Consider the following 19,074-nt stretch of genomic DNA (forward strand, 5'->3'; position numbering starts at 1 on the left):
AATCATCAAAATAAAGAAAAGCCGCGTCCATAACGGGCGCGGCTTTATCTTGTAAGCGTTAATTGCGCGTATTTCAGGCGGCAATCACGTCGACGACCTTGCGGTCACGACGCACGCCGAACTTCACGCTGCCGTCCTTGAGGGCGAACAGGGTGTGGTCCTTGCCCATGCCGACGTTCTCACCCGGGTGGAACTTGGTGCCACGCTGACGAACGATGATGTTGCCGGCCACGACGGCTTCGCCGCCGAACTTCTTCACACCGAGGTATTGCGCGTTTGAATCGCGACCGTTGCGCGAGCTGGACGCGCCCTTCTTATGTGCCATGTCTGTTCCTTTCGGTCCTTGACTCTAACCCTGCGCCAATCAGGCGATAACCGTGATCTTGACAGCGGTCAGCTGCTGGCGATGGCCCTTGCGACGAGCAACGCCGGTCTTGTTCTTATACTTCATGATGCTGATCTTCGGACCCTTGGCCTCATCGTTGACAACCTCAGCCTTGACGCTGACGTTGGCGAGATCCTTGGCACCGAGGACAACCTTGGAGCCGTCCACAACGAGAGCAACCGGGAATTCCACGGTTTCGCCCTTCTTAGCCTCGAGACGGTTGACGTAGATGACGTCACCGACCTCAACCTTTTCCTGATGGCCGCCGGCCTTCACAATCGCGTACATATCCGTTCCTTTATTAACTTGGAAAGCTTACTGCCCGGCACGTTCGAGCCTCGCGGCCAGACACCAGCAATCTAATTTACACATACCCGCGTACAACCGCAAGTCTGTTTCCGGCGTGTCAGGTTGACAGACCGGAATAATCATTTATTCTTCTATGCTTCCTCGCCCAGTTCCGCATTGTTGGCGGCCACGGCAGCCGCCGCGATCTGCGCGAGTTTGGCCTTCACGTCCGGCGAGGAGCCTTTCGGCACCTGCACGTCCGTGCCGTGACCATGCTTGTTGGTCTTGACGAACGGGTCGCCGCCCTTCAGGGCGTACGGATCGTCATAATCCGCGGACACGGTCGGCTCGTCATGAAGAATGAATCCACGGCCCTTGCAGGTCGGGCATTCCTCGGAGAAAGCCTCCACCAAGCCCTGTCCGATGCGCTTTCGCGTCATCTGCACCAGGCCAAGCGAGGTGACTTCGGCCACCTGATGCTTGGTACGGTCGCGGGCCAGACATTCCACCAGTCTGCGCAGCACCAGATCACGGTTGGCTGGCATGACCATGTCGACGAAGTCGATCATCACCATGCCGCCGATGTCACGCAGGCGCAGCTGACGTGCGATCTCTTCGGAAGCTTCGAGGTTGCAGCGGGTCACCGTCTCCTCAAGACTCTTGCCGCGGCCGATGAAACGGCCGGTATTCACGTCGATGGTGGTCATGGCTTCGGTGCGGTCGATCACGATCGAGCCGCCCGACGGCAGGTAGACCTGACGTTCCATGCCCTTGCGCAGCTGGGAGTCGATCTGCCACTTGTCGAACACGTCTTTGCCTTCATGTTCGGCCGGATCCCACTTTTCGAGCTTGTCCTTCAAGTCGGGAGCCATGGTGTCGAGGTATTCCTCGATACGGCCGTACACGCGGTCACCTTCAACGATCATCTTGGAGAAGTCGTCGTTGAAGATGTCTCGCACCACGCGGATCGCCACGTCCGGCTCGCCTTGCAGCAGCTTCGGACGCTTGCCGTGCAGGAATTCGTCTCGCTTGGAGGTGATGCGTTCCCACTGGCGCACCAGGCTTTCAAGATCCTTGGTGATCGCCTCTTCGGAGGCGCCTTCCGCTGCGGTACGAATGATCACGCCCATGTCTTTCGGCGCGACCTTCGACACGATGTTCTTCAGGCGGGAACGTTCACGCTCGCTGAGCTTGCGGCTCACGCCCGTCATGCCACCGGATGGCACGAGCACCAGGAAACGGCCCGCAAGGGTGACCTGCGAGGTCAGTCGCGCACCCTTATGTCCGATCGGATCCTTGGTGACCTGCACGAGCACCGGGTCCCCCGACTTGAACGCGAGTTCGATGCGGCGAGGCTGGCCTTCCAACCGTGCGGAATCCCAGTTCACCTCACCCGCATAGAGCACGCCGTTACGCGCCTGACCAATGTCGACGAACGCGGCTTCCATGCTCGGCAGCACGTTCTGCACGCGGCCCAGATAGATGTTGCCCACAGTGGCGACTTCCTGAATGTCGGACACGTAATGTTCGACGAGCACATTGTCTTCGATCACGGAAATCTGCGTGTGGCGTTCGCGTTCGCGCACCACCATCAGGCGGTCGACATGCTCGCGGCGAGCCAGGAAGTCCTGCTCCATGAGCTGGCTTTGACGGCTGCGCTCACGGCGATTGTCACGGCGACGCTGCTTCTTGGCCTCAAGTCGGGTGGAACCTTCGACGTCGGTGATCTCGTCGATGTACTGCTGCTTGCGGGAACGACGCACGAGCGGCTCTTCCGTCTCATCCGTCTTCGCACCGCCACGACGGCGACGACGGCGACGGGTCACCGTGCCTTCATCCTCGTCATCGTCCTCACGGCGACGACGGGACTCGCCTTCATCGCTGTCCCGCTGCTGTTCGTCGGCTTCCTCACGATTGCCGCGGCTGCGACGGCGACGACGGGTGCGCGTCGGCTGCTCGTCGTCATCATCGTCATGACGATTGCGGGTTTCGTCATCAATCGGCGCATACGTAATATCGTCGAGGATCAAATCCTCTTCGATCTGTTCGACTTCAGCTGCGGCACGACGCTCCTGCGCGTTCAAACGACGGGAACGACGCGACTTGCGAGATCCGCCTTCCTCATCATTGTCCGCATCATCATTGCGATTATCCCGATTATCGCGTTCATTGCGATTGTCTTCGGAACGCTCTTCGTCGGCAACGTCGCGATTGCGGCGGCGACGGCGACGTGACGGACGATCCTCATCCTGCTCATCGTCATGGTCCTGCGCATTGCGATCATTACGCTCGCCGCGGTCATTACGGGAATCGTCGCGATCGTCGTCTGCCCTGTCTCGGGAATCCGCAACGGACGGCAAAACCGGCTCCTGGAAAAGCAGAGACATCATCGGACGCGGATTGTGGCGGACCTCATGGCCTTCCGGCAACATATCGACGGCATCCAAGGCACGCTCCACAGACGACTCCTCATCATGGGAATCATCGACGGAAGCGCGACGACGCGGCATCTCATCGTACTCATCCGCATCATCGGCGAAACGGCTGCGACGACGCGACGGACGATCCTCGTCCTGCTCATCCTCAACCTGCACCGAACGACGGCGACGAGAACGCGTCGGCCGTTCGTCGGCAATCTCACGAACATCATCATCGGACTGGACCGGACGACGACGGCGACGGCTCGGACGGGTCATACCCTCGGAATCGGCGGAATCACCGGTATCATGCGCAGGTTGCGCAACCGGCAACTTCGGCTCCTCGAACAGCGGAGCCGAAGCATGCTCCTCGACCTTCAACTCCAAGGACGCACCGGCAGCTCCCACGCCACGCACCACGCGACGACCGCCACGACGGCGACGCGGGGCAGGATCGGACTGGACCGACTCGAATTTCACAACATTCACGGCACGCTCAGGCGATGCCGAAGCTTCGACCTGATCGAAGCCCTCACTGGTATTAGGCACAATGGCTCCTCGACGACACGCTGCAATCGCGCCGCCCACGCTTAGGCCTCATACGGTTCTCACACCACGCTCTCACCGTGGCCGCGCATCATGGCGCCCGTAGGAAGCAACTTCCGTCAAAAGTCCTCATCATGCGACGGCGGACACCAGCGCTCGCGGACACACATGAACTTCACGCGAAGGGATCAACGCCATCGGATGCATTGGTGATTTGCAGAACCACCGTCTATAAGTATGACACAAAAAACAACGGAACGTGACATGACGGGAAATTTTCCGGATCCTGCAACTCACCGCCTGCTTTCCCCGCCCGCAAATCCCAGGCCCCGTCTACACAAGTCGTTGCTCCGTCTGCACAAGTCGAAAGAAATCACGATTCGCGAGAAATGCAGACACAGATTACGACTCGTGCAGACAGCCGATCCGACTCGTGCAGACAGAAGACGGAAAACAACAAACAGCCGATAGCAGGCAGAAACAGGAGGCAGAAAAAGGCAGCAGACAGCTACTTCAGCCAGTCTTCAAGCAAGTTGGCCATCAGCAGCAGATCCGATTCCGGCAGCTGCTCGTCATGCTTGTGCGCCAGCAACGGACTGCCCGCACCCAGATTCACCGCGGGAATGCCCAGCATCGAGAATCGCGCCACATCCGTCCAGCCAAGCTTGGCCAGAGGCTCACGCCCCGTGCGCTCGCGCACCAATTCCACCAGCGACTGCGCGAGCGGCGACGTCAACCCCGGACGTGCGGAAGGCGACTCGTCCTTCATTTCAATGCCGAAGCCTTCGAATACGCCACCTGTGGCAACATGCTCGCCATTGCCCAATTCCGCACCGGCATCCGCGCCAATCATCAGCGCCTTCGCCTCAGCCAACGACTTGTCGGGGGCAAAACGGTAGTTGACATGCACGCGGCATTCATCAGGAATCACATTCGTGCCCTTGCCGCCCGAAATCAGCGTGGCATTCAGGCCTTCCTGATACGTCAGGCCATCCACTTTAATCGCACGATTTTCATAAGCGTTCAGCCGGCTCAGAATCTCAGCGGCCGCGTGGATGGCGTTCTTGCCCATCCACGCACGCGCCGAATGCGCCGCAATGCCGTGCGTGATCACGTCGAAACGCATCGTGCCATTGCAGCCGCCTTCAATACCGCAATCGGTTGGCTCCCCGATAATCGCAAAATCGCCGGAAATCCAATCAGGATGCGCCTCGACCACCTTGCGTAGGCCGTTCTTTTCGGCGGCAACCTCTTCGTGGTCGTAGAACACGTATGTCAGATCGTATTTCGCATCCGTCAACGCGGCCGCCAAATACATCATCACCGCGTCGGAGCCCTTCATATCGGTGGCACCGCGCCCCCATATCACGCGCTCCCGCCCATGGCCGGCGGCAACATCCTCGCGAATCAGCGGATCGCCCGGTTCCAGCCAACGCGGCGGGAAATTGTCGATCACCGGCACCGTGTCGAGATGCCCGGCGAGGATCACGCGACGCTCACGCCCAAAATTCGTGGATGCGACCAGCGTATCGCCATGCCTGCGCACTGTCAGATGCTGCTGTTTATTCAAAAACGCTTCGACCGCGTCGGTCAACGGCCCTTCGTCGTCGCTCACGGAATAGGTTCCCATGATCTGGGTCATCAGCTCGTTCAGCTGCTCCTGCCTGGTGGCGGAAGCGGAAAATCCAATCTCAAGTTCGTTCATACCGCCCATTATCCAGCACCACCGGAACCGACATCGCCGTTCGACAACGCTTTTGAGACGGATCGGATGTCATCCATATGCATGGTGCAACACTGGATAGCGGCCAAACCAACGGCCGAGAGCGAAAGGAAGAGTGTCATGCCTGGTCTGTTAAGCGCATTGGAAGGCTTCTGCGTCATTGGCATCGTCATCGGCACCGGTTACGTGGCCGCGCGCATGCGCATAGGCGGACCTACCGCGCAGATGGTGCTCAACAGGTTCAGCTTTTTCGTATCGAGCCCGTGCCTGATGTTTGCCATCCTGTCCAAGGAGAGAATCTTCGAGATATTCCACTCCTCCATTGTTGTGGCGTTCTTCTCGGCCGTGCTGGTCGGATTGGTGTTTCTGATCCTCAATAGGCTGTTCTTCCATCTGAAGGCGGCGGATACCACCATCGGCGCGTTGAATTCGCTGTATCTGAACTCCAACAACATCGGTCTGCCGATCGCCACGTACATTCTGGGCAATCCCGCTTTGGTCGCGCCGATTCTGGTCATGCAACAGGCGGTGTTCACACCGATCGGCCTGACCGTGCTCGATGTGACCACCAAAGGCAAGGTCTCCACGAGGGAGATTCTGAAGCAGCCGCTGCATCAGCCGCTGCTTATCGGTTCGCTGCTGGGCATCGCCGTATCCGCGATTTCCGCAAAAACCGGTCATTTCGTGGTGCCGGACTGTATTTACGATCCGATCGACATGATCGGCGATTCCGCAGTGCCAATGATTTTGATGGCATTCGGCATGTCGTTGCACGGCACGAAGCCGCTGCAGGACAAGTCGAATATTCCCGCGGTGTTCACGGTGGCGGTATTGAAGAACATCGTGATGCCAATTATCGCGTTCCTGCTGTCGTATTTCGTGATGGGCTTCCGCGGCGCCACATTGTACGCGTGCGTGGTGCTCGCCGCCCTGCCGACCGGGCAGAACGTCTACAACTACGCGGCGCGGTACAACGTGGGTCTCTCGTTCGCACGCGACGGCATTCTCTTCTCGACACTGACCTCACCGATCTTCATCGCAATCATCGCGGTGCTGCTCGGCTGACCTCGCCAGTCCTCGCCGCGGTATCCACGACCGCCGCGGCGAGACCATCAATCGTCCGTACGGTAGCCGGCATGACCGAGCCCGTGCGCCGCATGATTCGCGGCACACCCTCCGAGCACCATCAGCGCATAACACAAGCCGATTCCCGCGGCCAACGTAAGCAACGAAGCCGGATTGAGCAACGACGTTGCCAGAATCGGAAACAGCAACAACACCGAGCACCCTAATGAAACGGCCATCACCGTGTTGAGCGGGGTGATCACTTCCATCATGCGTGCCTTGTCGAGCGTCGCCTCATCCGTGCCTTCCAACGCAAGCATGCGGTACTCGTCGGCTTGGTCGTAGACGTTGCTCGTCTGCATCACGCCGGAACTGACGGCGGCGAGCACCGCGGCAAAGGCGAGCGTCAGGAAACCACCCATCGCTATATCGCGCATGTACAGCATAGATGGGTCGAACGGGTCGTGGTTGCCTCCGATTCCGGTGGCGAGCAATCCGCACACCGACGTCATCCCCGCGATGAACACAGCGAGCGCCACGCCGGACACGTTGCGCCAAGCACGCTTGGGATTGTCGAGGATACGGCGCATGGCAATCATAGTGGCCGCGTCCTTCGGGTGTTTCGCACGCGATCTGGCGCGCATCGCCACCACCCAGGTACCGACGACGTTCACCATGGCGAAGCCGAGGAAGAAGACGCCGAAGATGATGGCGTAGACCACCATCTGACCCAAGTGTGCGAATGCGGAGATGCTGTTGAGCAGCAGGTAGCCTACGGCCAACACGGCAAGGAAAATCAGTGCGCGCCATGCGGACGGCATGGGTTGTCCGGTACGTTGCGTCACGCCAAGCGGGGTGAAGGCCACGCGGCGTAGGGCGGCCAGCGCGGAGACCAAGGCAAGCAGCGTGACTCCGACGGTCACAGCCGCCAGGGCAGGCAGTCCCACCCACAACTGTTCGAAGGTGAAATGCTGGTTTTGGAAGTCGAGCAGCATGATCGCTGGTATCAGCGCGAAGTAGCCGGCCATGCCGACCAGCGCGCCAAGCAGAGCCTGGCCACCCGCATCGAGCGCGGTGAGTTTCGTGACCTGCGCGGTGGTGGCGCCCGCAAGTCGCAGTGCGGCGAGACGTGCGTCCCTGCGGGAGGCCGCGAGACGGGCCGCCGAGCCGGCGAGCGCCACGAACGGCACGATGAGTAGCAGACTGGCGAATGCGGCGAGCATCACATAGCCGTCGGAATAGGTGTTCATGACGGCTGTGGCCTGGTCGGCCGTCCAATGGCCGTCGCCGACCGTGGCGACGAGCTTGTCGGCGTGCGCCAGGGCTTTGGACCATGTTTCGTATGTACCGGGCGCGCACCTGTTGGAATCGATCATGCAACCGAACGTGTGGTCGGCGGAGGCCCGCCAGATGAAGCCATGCAAGCCTCCGAGCACGGTTAGGAAGACGGCGGTGGCGGATGCGAAGGCAACGATGGCCAGCGCAGAGGTGCGGCCGGATGTGCCGCGGGTGCCGGAGCGGTGGAACAATCGCCATAATCGGAACATGTTCATCGTGCGCCTCCGGCGGTAGGTTGGGATTGCTGCGGCGAGCTCAACCTGCCATCACGCATGGTAACGGTGGCATCGCAAAATGCGGCCACGTTCGAATCGTGCGTCACCACGACCACGGCCGCGCCGGTCTGTCGTGCGGTCCGCATGAGAATGCTCATGATTTCGTGGCCGGTGGTCTGGTCGAGCGCGCCGGTCGGTTCATCGGCGAAGATGACTGCCGGCTGCGCGGCGAGCGCACGTGCGATGGCGATGCGCTGCATCTGGCCGCCGCTCATTTCGCCGGGACGTTGTTGCGCGAGCTGGCGCAATCCCAATCGTTCCAGCCATAGCATGGCCATGTCGGTGGCCTGCTGGTAGCTTGCGCCGCCCAGCATCATCGGCAACGCGATGTTTTCGATGGCCGGCAGTTCCGGCAGCAGTTGTCCGGATTGGAAGACGAAGCCGAAGGCGCTGCGGCGCAGTTTGGTGCGGTCAGCGTCGCTCAACCGCGCTAGGTTGGCACCGCGAAACATCACATTGCCGGCTGTCGGGGTGATGATGCCGGCGAGTGCGTGCAGTAACGTCGATTTGCCGGAACCGGACGGTCCCATGACCGCGATGCTTTCGCCTGCCTGGATGCCGAAATCCACGTGATTGAGCGCCAGCATGTGTGTGGCGTTTGGCGTCGCCTGTTGGGTCGAATAATCCATGACCAGATCGGTCGCCTGAAGTATGTGTTCCATGTTTCCTACGGTACGGAAACGGATTGGTCCCGGCCATCAGACGGCGGGATGAACTTACAGGTTTCCTTCCGGCATGCATCATCCGCAAGGATTAGCGTAATCGCGGACTGCGGATGAGATGCCGTATGTCAGACGAGGTGCCAGGACAGGCGGTGCAGGTCGCTGGGCCCGAATTCAGCGATGGCGTCACGGTGTGCGGCCGATCCATAGCCTTTGTTGTTGGCCCATTCGTAGGGCGCATATTGCGGCTGCGCGGCGAGTTCGACCATAAGCCGGTCTCGCGTGACTTTGGCGATGACGGCCGCCGTAGCCACGGTTGCGCAATGCCGATCGCCTTTGACTTTGCAGGTCACGTCCGCCGGAATTGGCACATCGGGTGCGTCGAAGGTGTTGAGTGCTTTGGTGATGTAGTCGTTCGGTCCGTCAAGAATCGCGCCGATTTTCAGATTATTCAACGCTTCCGATGATTCAGAAGACCCTGCGATTCCAGCAGATTCACCCCCGCCAACGCCAAGCTTGCGCTCCACTTCGGCGAGCGCCCGCAATGCGGCCACGCCGAGCGCGTATGAAATACCCCATTCGTCGATTTCCGTATTGGAGGCTGCTCCGACCGCCCATGCGGCGCACCATTGTTCAAGTTCGTCGAAGATGGCTTCGCGCTTGCGTTCGGTCAGCATTTTGGAATCGGCCACGCCTTTGGGCACTTCCAGCGGCGCAACTCCAGCCCCGCTAGCCCCGCCAGCAGCCTCAGCTTCAGCCCCATCAAGATCACCAGACTCGCCAGACTCACCACGCCCGGCAGACTCACCGCCGCGTACGCCGCTAAATCCGCCCAGATCGCGCGCCCAAATCGCCGCCGCACCAACCATCACCGGTCCCGCAAGCGACCCACGGCCCACTTCGTCGAAGCCGACGATCACGTCGTAGCCTTGCTCGGCAATCGCACGTTCCAAATCCAAGGTGGGAATTACGGAAACCGCCATCAGGCCGCGGATCCTTCCGGCACATCGGCGAAAACCTCATGGTGCGAGTCAAGTCCGCCAATGCGGTTCAACGGCCAATATTTCGCAAGCCCTACGCCCACGACGTCGGAAATGGGCACGAGCCCGTGCGAGGAATCGTTTTGATGGTAGCGTGAATCGGCAGAATTGGCGCGATTGTCGCCCATAACGAACACGTGTCCTTCGGTCACGGTCACGCTGAACGCAAACGAACTTGGGTCCACGCCTTCGCGAATGTATGCGCTTTCGTCAATCGCCACACCGTTGATGGTGATCGGGTTGCCTGGTCCTTCGCAGGCCACGGTGTCTCCCGGCAGTCCGATGAGGCGTTTGATAAGGTAGTCGCCGCCGAGTTTGCTGCTGTCTTCCTGCTGCAGCCAGTGGTCGGGGTCTTTGAACACCACTACGTCGCCGCGTTTCAAATCGAAGACTTTCGGCGTAAGTTTCGAGGTGATCACACGGTCGCCCGGCTCGATGGTATTCATCATGGATCCCGATGGAATCACATAGAAACCGAGAAGGAAAATACGTACCAGAAGTACGACGATAATAGGAATCCCGCACCAGACCAAGGTGTCGCGCCAGCCAAAGCTTTCGCCGCCATTGTTTTTTTCTTTGGCATGCTTCATACATGATTCCTTTATCGTCCGGTTTGCACACTGACCCCTATCATAGCGGTCTAGAACAGGAAAAGGCCCTCCTGCCGTGAGGCTGAGGGCCAATTTCACGCTTTATTCGCGATTGAAACTCACTTCTTGTCGGAGTTGTCGCGACGCTCGACGATGCGAGCGGCCTTACCGCGCAGGTTGCGCAGGTAGTACAGCTTGGCGCGACGCACGCGGCCCTTGCGGACCAGCTTGATGGAGTCGATGACCGGGGAGTGCAGCGGGAAGCGACGCTCCACACCGGTGCCGAAGCTGATCTTGCGCACAACGAAGGTTTCACGGACGCCGCCGCCCTGACGAGCGATCACAACGCCGGTGAAGGCCTGGATACGGGAGTTGTTGCCTTCCTGGATCTTCACGTTGACTTCAACGGTGTCACCCGGACGGAATGCCGGGATTTCCTCGGCCGGCTTCATGTGCTTGGCGTCAAATGCCTCAATAGCGTTAACCATTGTGTTTCCTCGAGTCGCCGCCGCATATCAGCGCACAGGTAAGGGCTTCACGATTTTTCAATTTCGTTCTGCCTCGTATGTTCTCCGCAGGTCTGCCTGCGAAGGATTGCCAATCCGCCGAAAATCACGGTAACTTGCGTTTGTGCAACATTCCGTTCAATCTTGCGATTGTTTTCGGCTGGACCCGAAGGGAATCAGGATTATGCGGCGTCCTGAATCCCGGCACAGCAATATTCAAAAATACCCCACCCGCCAGACCTTTTGAAGATGGCCAGGGGTAGCAAAAAGGGCTCTGCATCCCGTGCAGAGCCCTTTCGAAGGCTATTTAAGCCTTAGAGAAATCAGAACTTGCGATTTGCGCGGTAGAACTGGATCAGGGACTGAGTGGAAGCGTCCTGAGCGGCCAGTGCTTCGTCATCCTGGGAGATGGCCGGGGTGATCTGCTTGGCGAGCTGCTTGCCCAGTTCGACGCCCCACTGATCGTAGGAGTCCAGACCCCACACGGTGCCTTCAACGAAGGTGATGTGCTCGTACAGGGCGATAAGCTCGCCGAGTGCGAACGGGGTCAGTGCCACGCCGAAGATGGAGGTGGTCGGGCGGTTGCCGGTGAACACGCGGGCCGGAACGATCTCTTCCGGAGTGCCCTCTGCACGCACTTCGTCAGCGGTCTTGCCGAAGGCGAGAGCCTTGGTCTGTGCGAAGTAGTTGCCGAGGAACAGCTCGTGCACGTCCTGGTCGCCGTCCTTGGTCGGGTTCGGGGTGTTCACGAACGCGATGAAGTCGGCCGGGATCAGCTGGGTGCCCTGATGGATCAGCTGGTAGAAGGCGTGCTGGCCGTTGGTGCCCGGCTCGCCCCAGAAGATTTCGCCGGTTTCGGAGGTGACCGGGGTGCCGTCCCAACGCACGGACTTGCCGTTGGATTCCATGGTCAGCTGCTGCAGGTAGGCCGGGAAGCGGTGCAGGTACTGGTCGTACGGCAGCACGGCGTGGGATGCGACCTTGAAGAAGTTGCGGTACCACACGTTCAGCATGCCGAGCAGCACGACCACGTTCTTCTCGAACGGGGTGTTGGCGAAGTATTCGTCGATCTCATGGAAGCCGTGCAGGAACTCTTCGAAACGTTCCGGTCCGAACACCACGGCGAGGGAGGTGCCGACGGCTGCGTCCACGGAGTAGCGGCCGCCAACCCAGTTCCAGAAGCCGAAGGCGTTGGCCGGGTCGATGCCGAACTCAGCGACCTTCTCCAGGTTGGTGGAGACGGCGACGAAGTGCTTCTTGATGGCTTCGGCGTTCTTCTCGTCGGAGCCGTCGACTGCGCCGGCGGCCTTGAGGGCGTCGAGCAGCCAGGTGCGGGCTTCGCGAGCGTTGGTCAGGGTTTCCAGAGTGGTGAAGGTCTTGGAAACGACGATGAACAGGGTGGTCTCCGGGTCGAGGCCCTTGGTCTTTTCGGCCAGATCGTTCGGGTCGATGTTGGAGATGTAGCGTGCGGAGATGCCTGCGTCAGCGTACGGCTTCAGCGCTTCGTACACCATGACGGGACCCAGGTCGGAACCGCCGATGCCGATGTTGACGACGGTTTCGATCTTCTTGCCGGAAACGCCGGTCCATTCGCCGGAGCGAACCTTGTCGGCGAATGCGTAGATGCGGCCGAGCACTTCGCGCACGTCCTTGACGGTGTCCTGTCCGTCAACGATGTACTTGCCTTCGTCTTCGGCCGGGCGGCGCAGTGCGGTGTGCAGCACGGCGCGGTCTTCGGTGTTGTTGATGTGCACGCCGGTGTACATGGCCTTGGTGCGCTCGTCGAGCTTGACGGCCTTGGCGAGGTCTGCGAACAGCTGCAGGGTTTCCGGCTTGATCAGGTTCTTGGACAGGTCGAAGTGCAGGTCGCCCGCGTCGAAGCTCAGCTTCTCGACGCGCTCGGCGTCATCGGCGAACCACTGCTTGAGGCTGATGCCTTCGGACTGCAGCTCATCGTAGTGCTTCTGCAGTGCGGCCCACTCCGGGGTCTTGGTGGCGTCAACAGGAGGATTGATGGCCATGGTGTATAGGTCCTTTCATCATCACTATGAAGCGGATGCGATTGCGGCTTCTCTGCGGATTTCCGCATGTCGCATTCCGTATCTCTTCACCTCACAAGATACTCACAAAAGAAGACAGAACAACACAAAAATATTTCCTGAGTTAACACATTCGCCAAGATTCGCAATATAGCGCGGTTCCGACAACCTTCCGTCTTCGACATGCGCATTTTCGACGATTACTGAAATCGTATGCATGGTTCCGGCGCAAGTCTTCGTAACACTTCCAAACATGTAATAAACGAAACGATCGCATTATGCAGTGAACGACAAGAAAACGGCACTGCAACTACCAGCAAGCAAGCATTCAACGACTTCGTGCTCTGCGGGGTCACAAACAATCTCCCGCACCCGGTAAAGATCTCCTTGCCGCTCTTATGCGAGCGCGACGAACAAGAAGTGAGCGCCGGTCATCAGCAGCAAACTGATAATCGCAGTAATCGACAGCGTAAAACCAGCAAGCTTCGCATTACCAAGCACCTTGTCGGTAAACAGCGTGGAAAACACTGCAATCGGCGCCAAACAACACATTGCAGCCGCCTCACGAATCTCAGCGCCAAACGGCAGCAGCAGCCAAGCCGCAGTAGCAAACGCAATACCAAACGGCAGTCGCCAGCCAATCACCTTCAACAACTGAAGCACATCCTGCTTGCCAGATGGCAAATCCATAAGCATGCCCACCATCAGCATTGCGCAGAACGAATTCGCGTTCGAAAGCGGCTGCACGAGCGCGGCAATAATGTCAGGAATCTTCACGTTAGCGAGCGTGAGAATAATCATCACCAAGTACGTGTCGAACGGAACCGAACCGAAGAAACCCTTGAACACGTTGCGGGCCAACGCCTTGCGGGCAAGACGTTTGGCATCCTTGTCTTTCGGCTTCACATACGGGAGCGTGGGCGCATTGCCCTGATACTGTTCGGTAAGCGGCATGCCAGGCTTGATGTGCAGCAGCGTTTGCGTCATCACATTCGTACCGGCGGCAACCATTACGCAATTGCCAATGTCGAACATGGCGGCGGGCACGATCGCGCCCGTGCCAAGAAACGCCTGCACCACCGGGAAACAGAAGCAGCCAACGTTGAAGCCGGAACCATTCAACATCATGAACGCACGGTTCTGCACCGGTCGGTGGCGGGACGTCAAGAAAACCACGACCGGCGGAATGAACGCAACAATCAGGCCGAACAGCGAAATCAACAGCATGCTGGAATCATGCGGATTCGTAGCAAACGAATAGACGATCGCGCCTGGCAGCACCAGATTGAAAATAATGGTCTGCATAATGCGGTAATCGCGATCTTCGAACAGGCCGGCACGTTTGAACAAGTATCCGGCGAGAATAATCAGCAGTAGCGCAACAGGCTGAATCAGCGCAGACACGACACTCCCCTAATCCCTAATCATCTCTTTCTCTTCCTACCCGAAGCCATCTTAGGAGCATCCCCTGCCACCAAGCCACCCATCACCGTCCTGTTTCTTCCACCCACTGGAAGAAACACTCCGCTCACGCGCCCCTCAGCGTCCCAAATCATCCAGTCAGTGGAAGAATCCACCCGCAAACGAGCTCCCCAACGTCCCAAATCCTCCAGTCAGTGGAAGAATTGGGACGCAAACGGGCAAAATGTTTTCAACATGTTCTCAAAAAGGCTTATTGAGTGGACTACAATGACCAAGAACTGGCGGAATTCCGCCGTTTTCTGAAAGTGCGCGAGATGGGACTTGAACCCACACGTCAAAGACACAGGAACCTAAATCCTGCGCGTCTACCAATTCCGCCACTCGCGCAAGTAGCCATATCGGGGCGAAACGCTCCTGATATGCGAAACCCTAGATGCTTTCACATCTAGGGCGCTGGAGCCACTTGACAGAATCGAACTGTCGACCTGCTCATTACGAGTGAGCCGCTCTACCGACTGAGCTAAAGTGGCAATGCCCGGAAGCACACGCCATCCGCGCACAAGACATAAAGCGTACCAGAAAGTCTCACCCCACGCAAATCCGCGTCGCGCCAAGCATGGCTGAAACCCCCTAAAGCTAGTGGCGCAGGAGTTTGTGGGCCAAATCGCTCACGCCGTAGCGCAGCTTGCTCACCGGAAGCGTGAATTCGCCCGGCAGTTCCTCAACGTAGCCGTTGAAGCCCTGCTTGAACTCGAGCACGCCGCGTCCATCGTCTTCCGGATCGTCGAACACTCCCGAAATGCCATAGAAGTTGTACCGCGTCACTCCGCGTTCCAAGCAACGCGACATCATCTCATGCTGTAAGGCGGTGGGCGCGTAGAACTTGGCGTAACGATCGTCGGATCCGCTGGAGAAATACACCAGCTCGCGTTCATGCCACATGAACAGACCTACGGCGACCGGCACCACCTCGCCATCACGAGCGATGCGCTCGTTCGCATCCTCAATACGGCGACGTGCGGACTCCACATTCTTCTGAGCCGTATCGAGCTTCTTGCGCACATCATCCGGGTACTTCGTATGCTCAAGCGAACGCTCCAAGCGTTCCACGTCTTTCGAGAACTTCGCCAGCTTTTCCTCCCAGGATTGCAAATAGCGGTCAAGATGCACTTCCGCCACCATGAACTCGGCCTTGTCTCCAAACGCATCATATACGCGTTCGAAGTAATCAAGGCTACGGTTGGCGAAATGCTGGCGTTCGCTACTCAGCTCGCAAATATCGTGGAACACGTTCAGCTCACTGCGATTCAGGCGCCGAACCTCCACGCCGCTGTTCCGCGCGATCTTGACGTTACGACGCGTGTTCTTCGCATACGAAGCGAGCAGCTCGCCGGCGTTCGAGAACTCTCTCAAGTCCTTGACGTAATTCCAACGGTTCATCAGGGCATCGTATCCACGGGTAAAGCCAGCATGCTTCCAACCCAGCCGCTCGTACTCCCGCACCATCTCATCATTGGGTTCGGCCATGGCCTTGCCTTGCGAATCACGAACGCAATATACCTGGTTGGGCCAGCACGTCAGGCTGATGGCGTGAACCCGTTCGGCAGCCTCGCGCAAACCTTCGGTCAACGCGGTCATCTGCTCTCTGTTATTCCCATTGCACAACGGGCCAAGCCATAACGAGCCTTCCACGCCGAAACGCCCTTGCGAAAAAGCCACCAACGCGCCAGCCACCGGAGCATCGTGCGAATCCACCAATCCAACGTATTGCGTCTGCATGCCGTCGGACTGAGCCAATGCCGCCATTTCGGAAGTCTGCTGGAATCCGCCGTATCTGCTCGCGGCGGAAAGCTCATCAAACTCACTACCGCTCAGCTCGCGCACATTCCATTCAGACGATTCTTGCTCTTGTTCCTCACTCGCATTCACTTCGCGCATCACGATCCGTAACTGCCTTTCACTATCCCAACTGGCTAAAATCCCTTTTCGCCAAAAGCGATAACCTAGTCCGGCCTACAGTCGCCGTCAACAGCGTTCACATAACCCTCGCGCACCTATAAGCCCCCACCCAGAATCCTCCAAGCGGAAGGTGAGCTAATAGCTAGTGGCGCAGGAGTTTGCGGAGGGCGGTCTTGAGTTTGAAGGTCAGCGGGCGTACGGGAAGCACGAATGAGCCCATGAGTTCCTCGACGTACCCGTTGAAGCCTTGCTTGAATTCGAGTACGCCACGACCCTCATCTTCCGGATCGTCGAACACGCCGTTGATGCCGTAGAAGTTGTAGCGGGTCACACCGCGTTCCACACACAAATGCAGCATGGCATCATGCTGAATGAGCGCGGAAGCGTAGAACGGCTTGTACTTTTCCACACTGCCTGAGAACAGATACACCGTTTCACGAGCGTGTTCCACGAATAGGGATGCTGCCGCCGGAAGCACGTCACCGTCTTTGGCGTACTCGGCCGCCTCGGTCAAGCGTTTTTCCGCCGCCGCCAAGTTTCGGGACTCCTCCCCTAGCTGGCGTTCCGTTTTGGTGGTCGGATGCTCGTCGTACTTGGCCTGCAGCACATCGACCTTCTTCCGCAAGGCGTCACACTTGGATTCCATGTCGGCAATGTATTCGCCGATGTGAATCTGCGCCACCATGAAGTGGGCTTTGCTGCCATAGGCTTGCTTGAACTTGCGGAAGTAGGCTTCACCGCGATATTCGAAATTACGGCGTTCGGCGGTGGCCTGCTCGATGTCGGCAAACACCTGCAGCTCGTCTTCGCCTAGCTCGCGCACATGCACGCCCATGGATGCGGCACGTTTCACGCTCCACTGCGTGCGCTTGTCATACGACTTGAGCAGTGACTTTTCGTCGGTAATGCCAGTCAGGTCTTTCAGGTAACGCCAGCGCGGCACCGCAGTGTAGCCGATGGTGAAGCCGTCATGCATGAAGCCGAGGTTTTTCAACGTTTCTACGGCATCATCAGCAGGAGCACCACCTTGGTCGGCTGGCAGTTCGCTGCCACGCGAGTCATGCAGGCAGTATGGCATTTCCGGCACGATTTCCATCTGTGCGGAACCTTTCGCCTTCGCGTGCTGCTTGAGTTGGGTCATGAAATATTCGGTCAATTCGCGATCGCGATAGTCACACAAGGGGCCGTCGTGCACCACACTGAAGGTGGAAAGGCGGCTGCGATGCGTTTCGAACAGCGCTCCCGCAACGATTGTGCCGTTTTCTTGAACGCCAAGGTATTCCACTTCGATCCCTTGGCCGGCACGCAGACGGCCTGCGGCAGAGGTCTGCTGGAAGTTGCCGTCCGCGTGATGTGCGGAAAAATCGTCAAACGCCTCCGGACTCAACGTAACCAGAGAAAATGCTCGCATGTAATCCTACCCCTTCATGCTGGTTGATTACGAGATTGATTGCCGTACGCAACCAGCATGATGGTAGCACGAGTCAAAGGACGGTGATTTCGGTAGGGATTACCGGGTCGCCCTTCATGAGGCTTTGCGCGCCGATCGGCAGTTCGGCCAGCGCCTGGGCGCGGTAATTATGCGCGTTGACGATGGCCTCGTGTCCCTGATAATCGGAGTTGATTTCGCCGTTGCTCACGTAGCCGACCAGCAGATCCTTCCAGCCTTCTTCCGGCTGATAGGCGGCCAGCTGCTCTTCGGAGCCGGAAATCACATGTTCGCAGTCGGCCAGCGAATACTCGTACGAACGGAAGGCGAGCTTGCGGCCCGGAACCGTGGCCTTGTCTTTCGACTTCTTGGCCACCGGCTGCATGTCACCAGCGGAATTCTCGCGTTCAGTCAGCTTGTACACCATCGCACAGGTCGGAGCGCCCGATCCGGTGACGAGCATGGTGCCCACGCCATACGAATCGACCGGCGCGGTCTGCAGCGAAGCGAGCGCATACTCGTCCAAATCGTTGGTAACGGTGATCTTCGTGTTGGTAGCGCCCAACGCATCCAGCTGGTTGCGCACGCGCTGCGCCAACGACGCCAGATCGCCGGAATCGATGCGCACGCCGCCCAATTCGGGTCCGGCCACTTCAACAGCTGTCTTCACGGCCTCTTCAATGTTGTACGTGTCAACCAACAGTGTGGTGTTCTTGCCGAGCGCGGCAATCTGCGATTCAAACGCGCTGCGCTCATCATCATGCACCAGCGTGAAGCAGTGCGCGGCCGTGCCGATGGCATTCAAGCCATACATTTGCGCGGCCAGCAGATTGGCCGTGCCCTTGAATCCGCCCACTACCGCAGCACGGGCAGCGGCAACGGCGGCCCACTCGTTCGTACGGCGCCCGCCCATATCCATGCACGGGCGATCCTTCGCGGCGCTGACCATGCGGGACGCGGCCGACGCGACCGCGGAATCGTAATTCAGAATGCTCAGCAACAGCGTTTCCAGCAGCGTGCACTCGCCGAACGTGCCTTCGACTTGCAGAATCGGCGAATTCGGGAAGAACATCTCACCTTCGCGATATCCCTTGATCGAACCGGAAAAATGGAAATTCTCAAGCCATTTGATAGTTTCGGGGCCCACTACTTTGCGATCTGCAAGGAATTTCAGATCATTATCGTCAAGATGGAAATTTTCAAGCGCGTCAAGAATACGACCTTGGCCGGCGGCCACCCCATAGTGGCGGCCAAGCGGCAGATGACGGGTGAAAATCTCGAATACGCACTTGCGATTGGCGGTGCCGTCCCTCAGGCACGCGTCAAGCATGGTGTATTCGTACATGTCGGTCATGAGTGCAGGTGAATAATCCAGCATTTCCAAAGCCTT

15 protein-coding genes and 2 tRNA genes are annotated in these 19,074 nt (G+C 58.6%); 1 reads left to right on the plus strand and 16 read right to left on the minus strand.

The window, feature by feature from the left end; genetic code table 11:
• Positions 1–73 precede the first annotated feature (73 nt).
• From rpmA to dapE, 4 genes are all read right to left on the minus strand, one after another.
• Positions 74–325: a 50S ribosomal protein L27 gene (gene rpmA, locus KSY55_RS01315; RefSeq protein WP_003807757.1), complete on the minus strand. Its 252-nt coding sequence runs from the start codon at positions 323–325 to the stop codon at positions 74–76.
• 39 nt (positions 326–364) lie between these two features.
• Positions 365–673 carry a 50S ribosomal protein L21 gene (rplU, locus tag KSY55_RS01320; protein WP_217749445.1) on the minus strand — a complete coding sequence of 103 codons (309 nt, stop codon included), beginning with the start codon at positions 671–673 and terminating at the stop codon, positions 365–367.
• Between the two features lie 152 nt (positions 674–825).
• Positions 826–3,642: an Rne/Rng family ribonuclease gene (locus tag KSY55_RS01325; RefSeq protein ID WP_217749487.1), complete on the minus strand. Its 2,817-nt coding sequence runs from the start codon at positions 3,640–3,642 to the stop codon at positions 826–828.
• 502 nt (positions 3,643–4,144) lie between these two features.
• Positions 4,145–5,350, minus strand: coding sequence for a succinyl-diaminopimelate desuccinylase (gene dapE, locus KSY55_RS01330; protein WP_217749446.1), 1,206 nt, complete (start codon positions 5,348–5,350; stop codon positions 4,145–4,147).
• Between the two features lie 129 nt (positions 5,351–5,479).
• Here dapE and KSY55_RS01335 point away from each other — a divergent pair, with 129 nt between their 5' ends.
• The gene (locus KSY55_RS01335) at positions 5,480–6,424 is read left to right on the plus strand and encodes an AEC family transporter (RefSeq protein ID WP_217749447.1); all 945 of its coding nucleotides are present in this window, start codon (positions 5,480–5,482) and stop codon (positions 6,422–6,424) included.
• A 47-nt stretch (positions 6,425–6,471) separates the two neighbouring features.
• Here KSY55_RS01335 and KSY55_RS01340 read toward each other — a convergent pair whose 3' ends face one another.
• The 12 genes from KSY55_RS01340 to KSY55_RS01395 all read right to left on the minus strand — a co-directional run bounded on the left by KSY55_RS01340 (position 6,472) and on the right by KSY55_RS01395 (position 19,062).
• On the minus strand, positions 6,472–7,977 hold the full coding sequence (locus KSY55_RS01340) for a hypothetical protein (protein WP_055062988.1): 1,506 nt from the start codon (positions 7,975–7,977) through the stop codon (positions 6,472–6,474).
• Positions 7,974–8,666 (minus strand): ABC transporter ATP-binding protein, encoded by a 693-nt coding sequence (locus tag KSY55_RS01345; protein ID WP_226557240.1) that lies wholly within the window; start codon positions 8,664–8,666, stop codon positions 7,974–7,976. The genes KSY55_RS01340 and KSY55_RS01345 overlap by 4 nt, the downstream gene beginning before the upstream one ends.
• A gap of 161 nt (positions 8,667–8,827) precedes the next feature.
• Positions 8,828–9,682: a ribonuclease HII gene (locus tag KSY55_RS01350; protein ID WP_117649703.1), complete on the minus strand. Its 855-nt coding sequence runs from the start codon at positions 9,680–9,682 to the stop codon at positions 8,828–8,830.
• On the minus strand, positions 9,682–10,329 hold the full coding sequence (lepB, locus tag KSY55_RS01355; protein ID WP_117789418.1) for a signal peptidase I: 648 nt from the start codon (positions 10,327–10,329) through the stop codon (positions 9,682–9,684). Before lepB ends, KSY55_RS01350 begins: the two co-directional genes overlap by 1 nt.
• A 119-nt stretch (positions 10,330–10,448) precedes the next feature.
• Positions 10,449–10,817, minus strand: a complete 369-nt coding sequence (rplS, locus tag KSY55_RS01360; protein WP_117789419.1) for a 50S ribosomal protein L19 — start codon at positions 10,815–10,817, stop codon at positions 10,449–10,451.
• Positions 10,818–11,158: 341 nt separating this feature from the next.
• The gene (pgi, locus tag KSY55_RS01365) at positions 11,159–12,856 is read right to left on the minus strand and encodes a glucose-6-phosphate isomerase (protein WP_003836153.1); all 1,698 of its coding nucleotides are present in this window, start codon (positions 12,854–12,856) and stop codon (positions 11,159–11,161) included.
• A 414-nt stretch (positions 12,857–13,270) separates the two neighbouring features.
• Positions 13,271–14,278 (minus strand): AEC family transporter, encoded by a 1,008-nt coding sequence (locus KSY55_RS01370; protein ID WP_004220139.1) that lies wholly within the window; start codon positions 14,276–14,278, stop codon positions 13,271–13,273.
• 324 nt (positions 14,279–14,602) lie between these two features.
• Positions 14,603–14,683, minus strand: a tRNA-Leu gene (locus KSY55_RS01375).
• A 67-nt stretch (positions 14,684–14,750) separates the two neighbouring features.
• A tRNA-Thr gene (locus tag KSY55_RS01380) sits at positions 14,751–14,826 on the minus strand.
• A gap of 106 nt (positions 14,827–14,932) precedes the next feature.
• Entirely contained in the window at positions 14,933–16,234 is a 1,302-nt protein-coding gene (locus tag KSY55_RS01385) for an aminoacyltransferase (RefSeq protein WP_065441474.1), read from the minus strand.
• Positions 16,235–16,397: 163 nt separating this feature from the next.
• Entirely contained in the window at positions 16,398–17,666 is a 1,269-nt protein-coding gene (locus tag KSY55_RS01390) for an aminoacyltransferase (RefSeq protein WP_217749448.1), read from the minus strand.
• A 73-nt stretch (positions 17,667–17,739) separates the two neighbouring features.
• Positions 17,740–19,062, minus strand: a complete 1,323-nt coding sequence (locus KSY55_RS01395; protein WP_022244555.1) for a nicotinate phosphoribosyltransferase — start codon at positions 19,060–19,062, stop codon at positions 17,740–17,742.
• Between the last annotated feature and the right edge of the window lie 12 nt (positions 19,063–19,074).

The organism is Bifidobacterium sp. MSK.13.1 (assembly GCF_019131435.1).
Taxonomy (GTDB): domain Bacteria; phylum Actinomycetota; class Actinomycetes; order Actinomycetales; family Bifidobacteriaceae; genus Bifidobacterium; species Bifidobacterium pseudocatenulatum.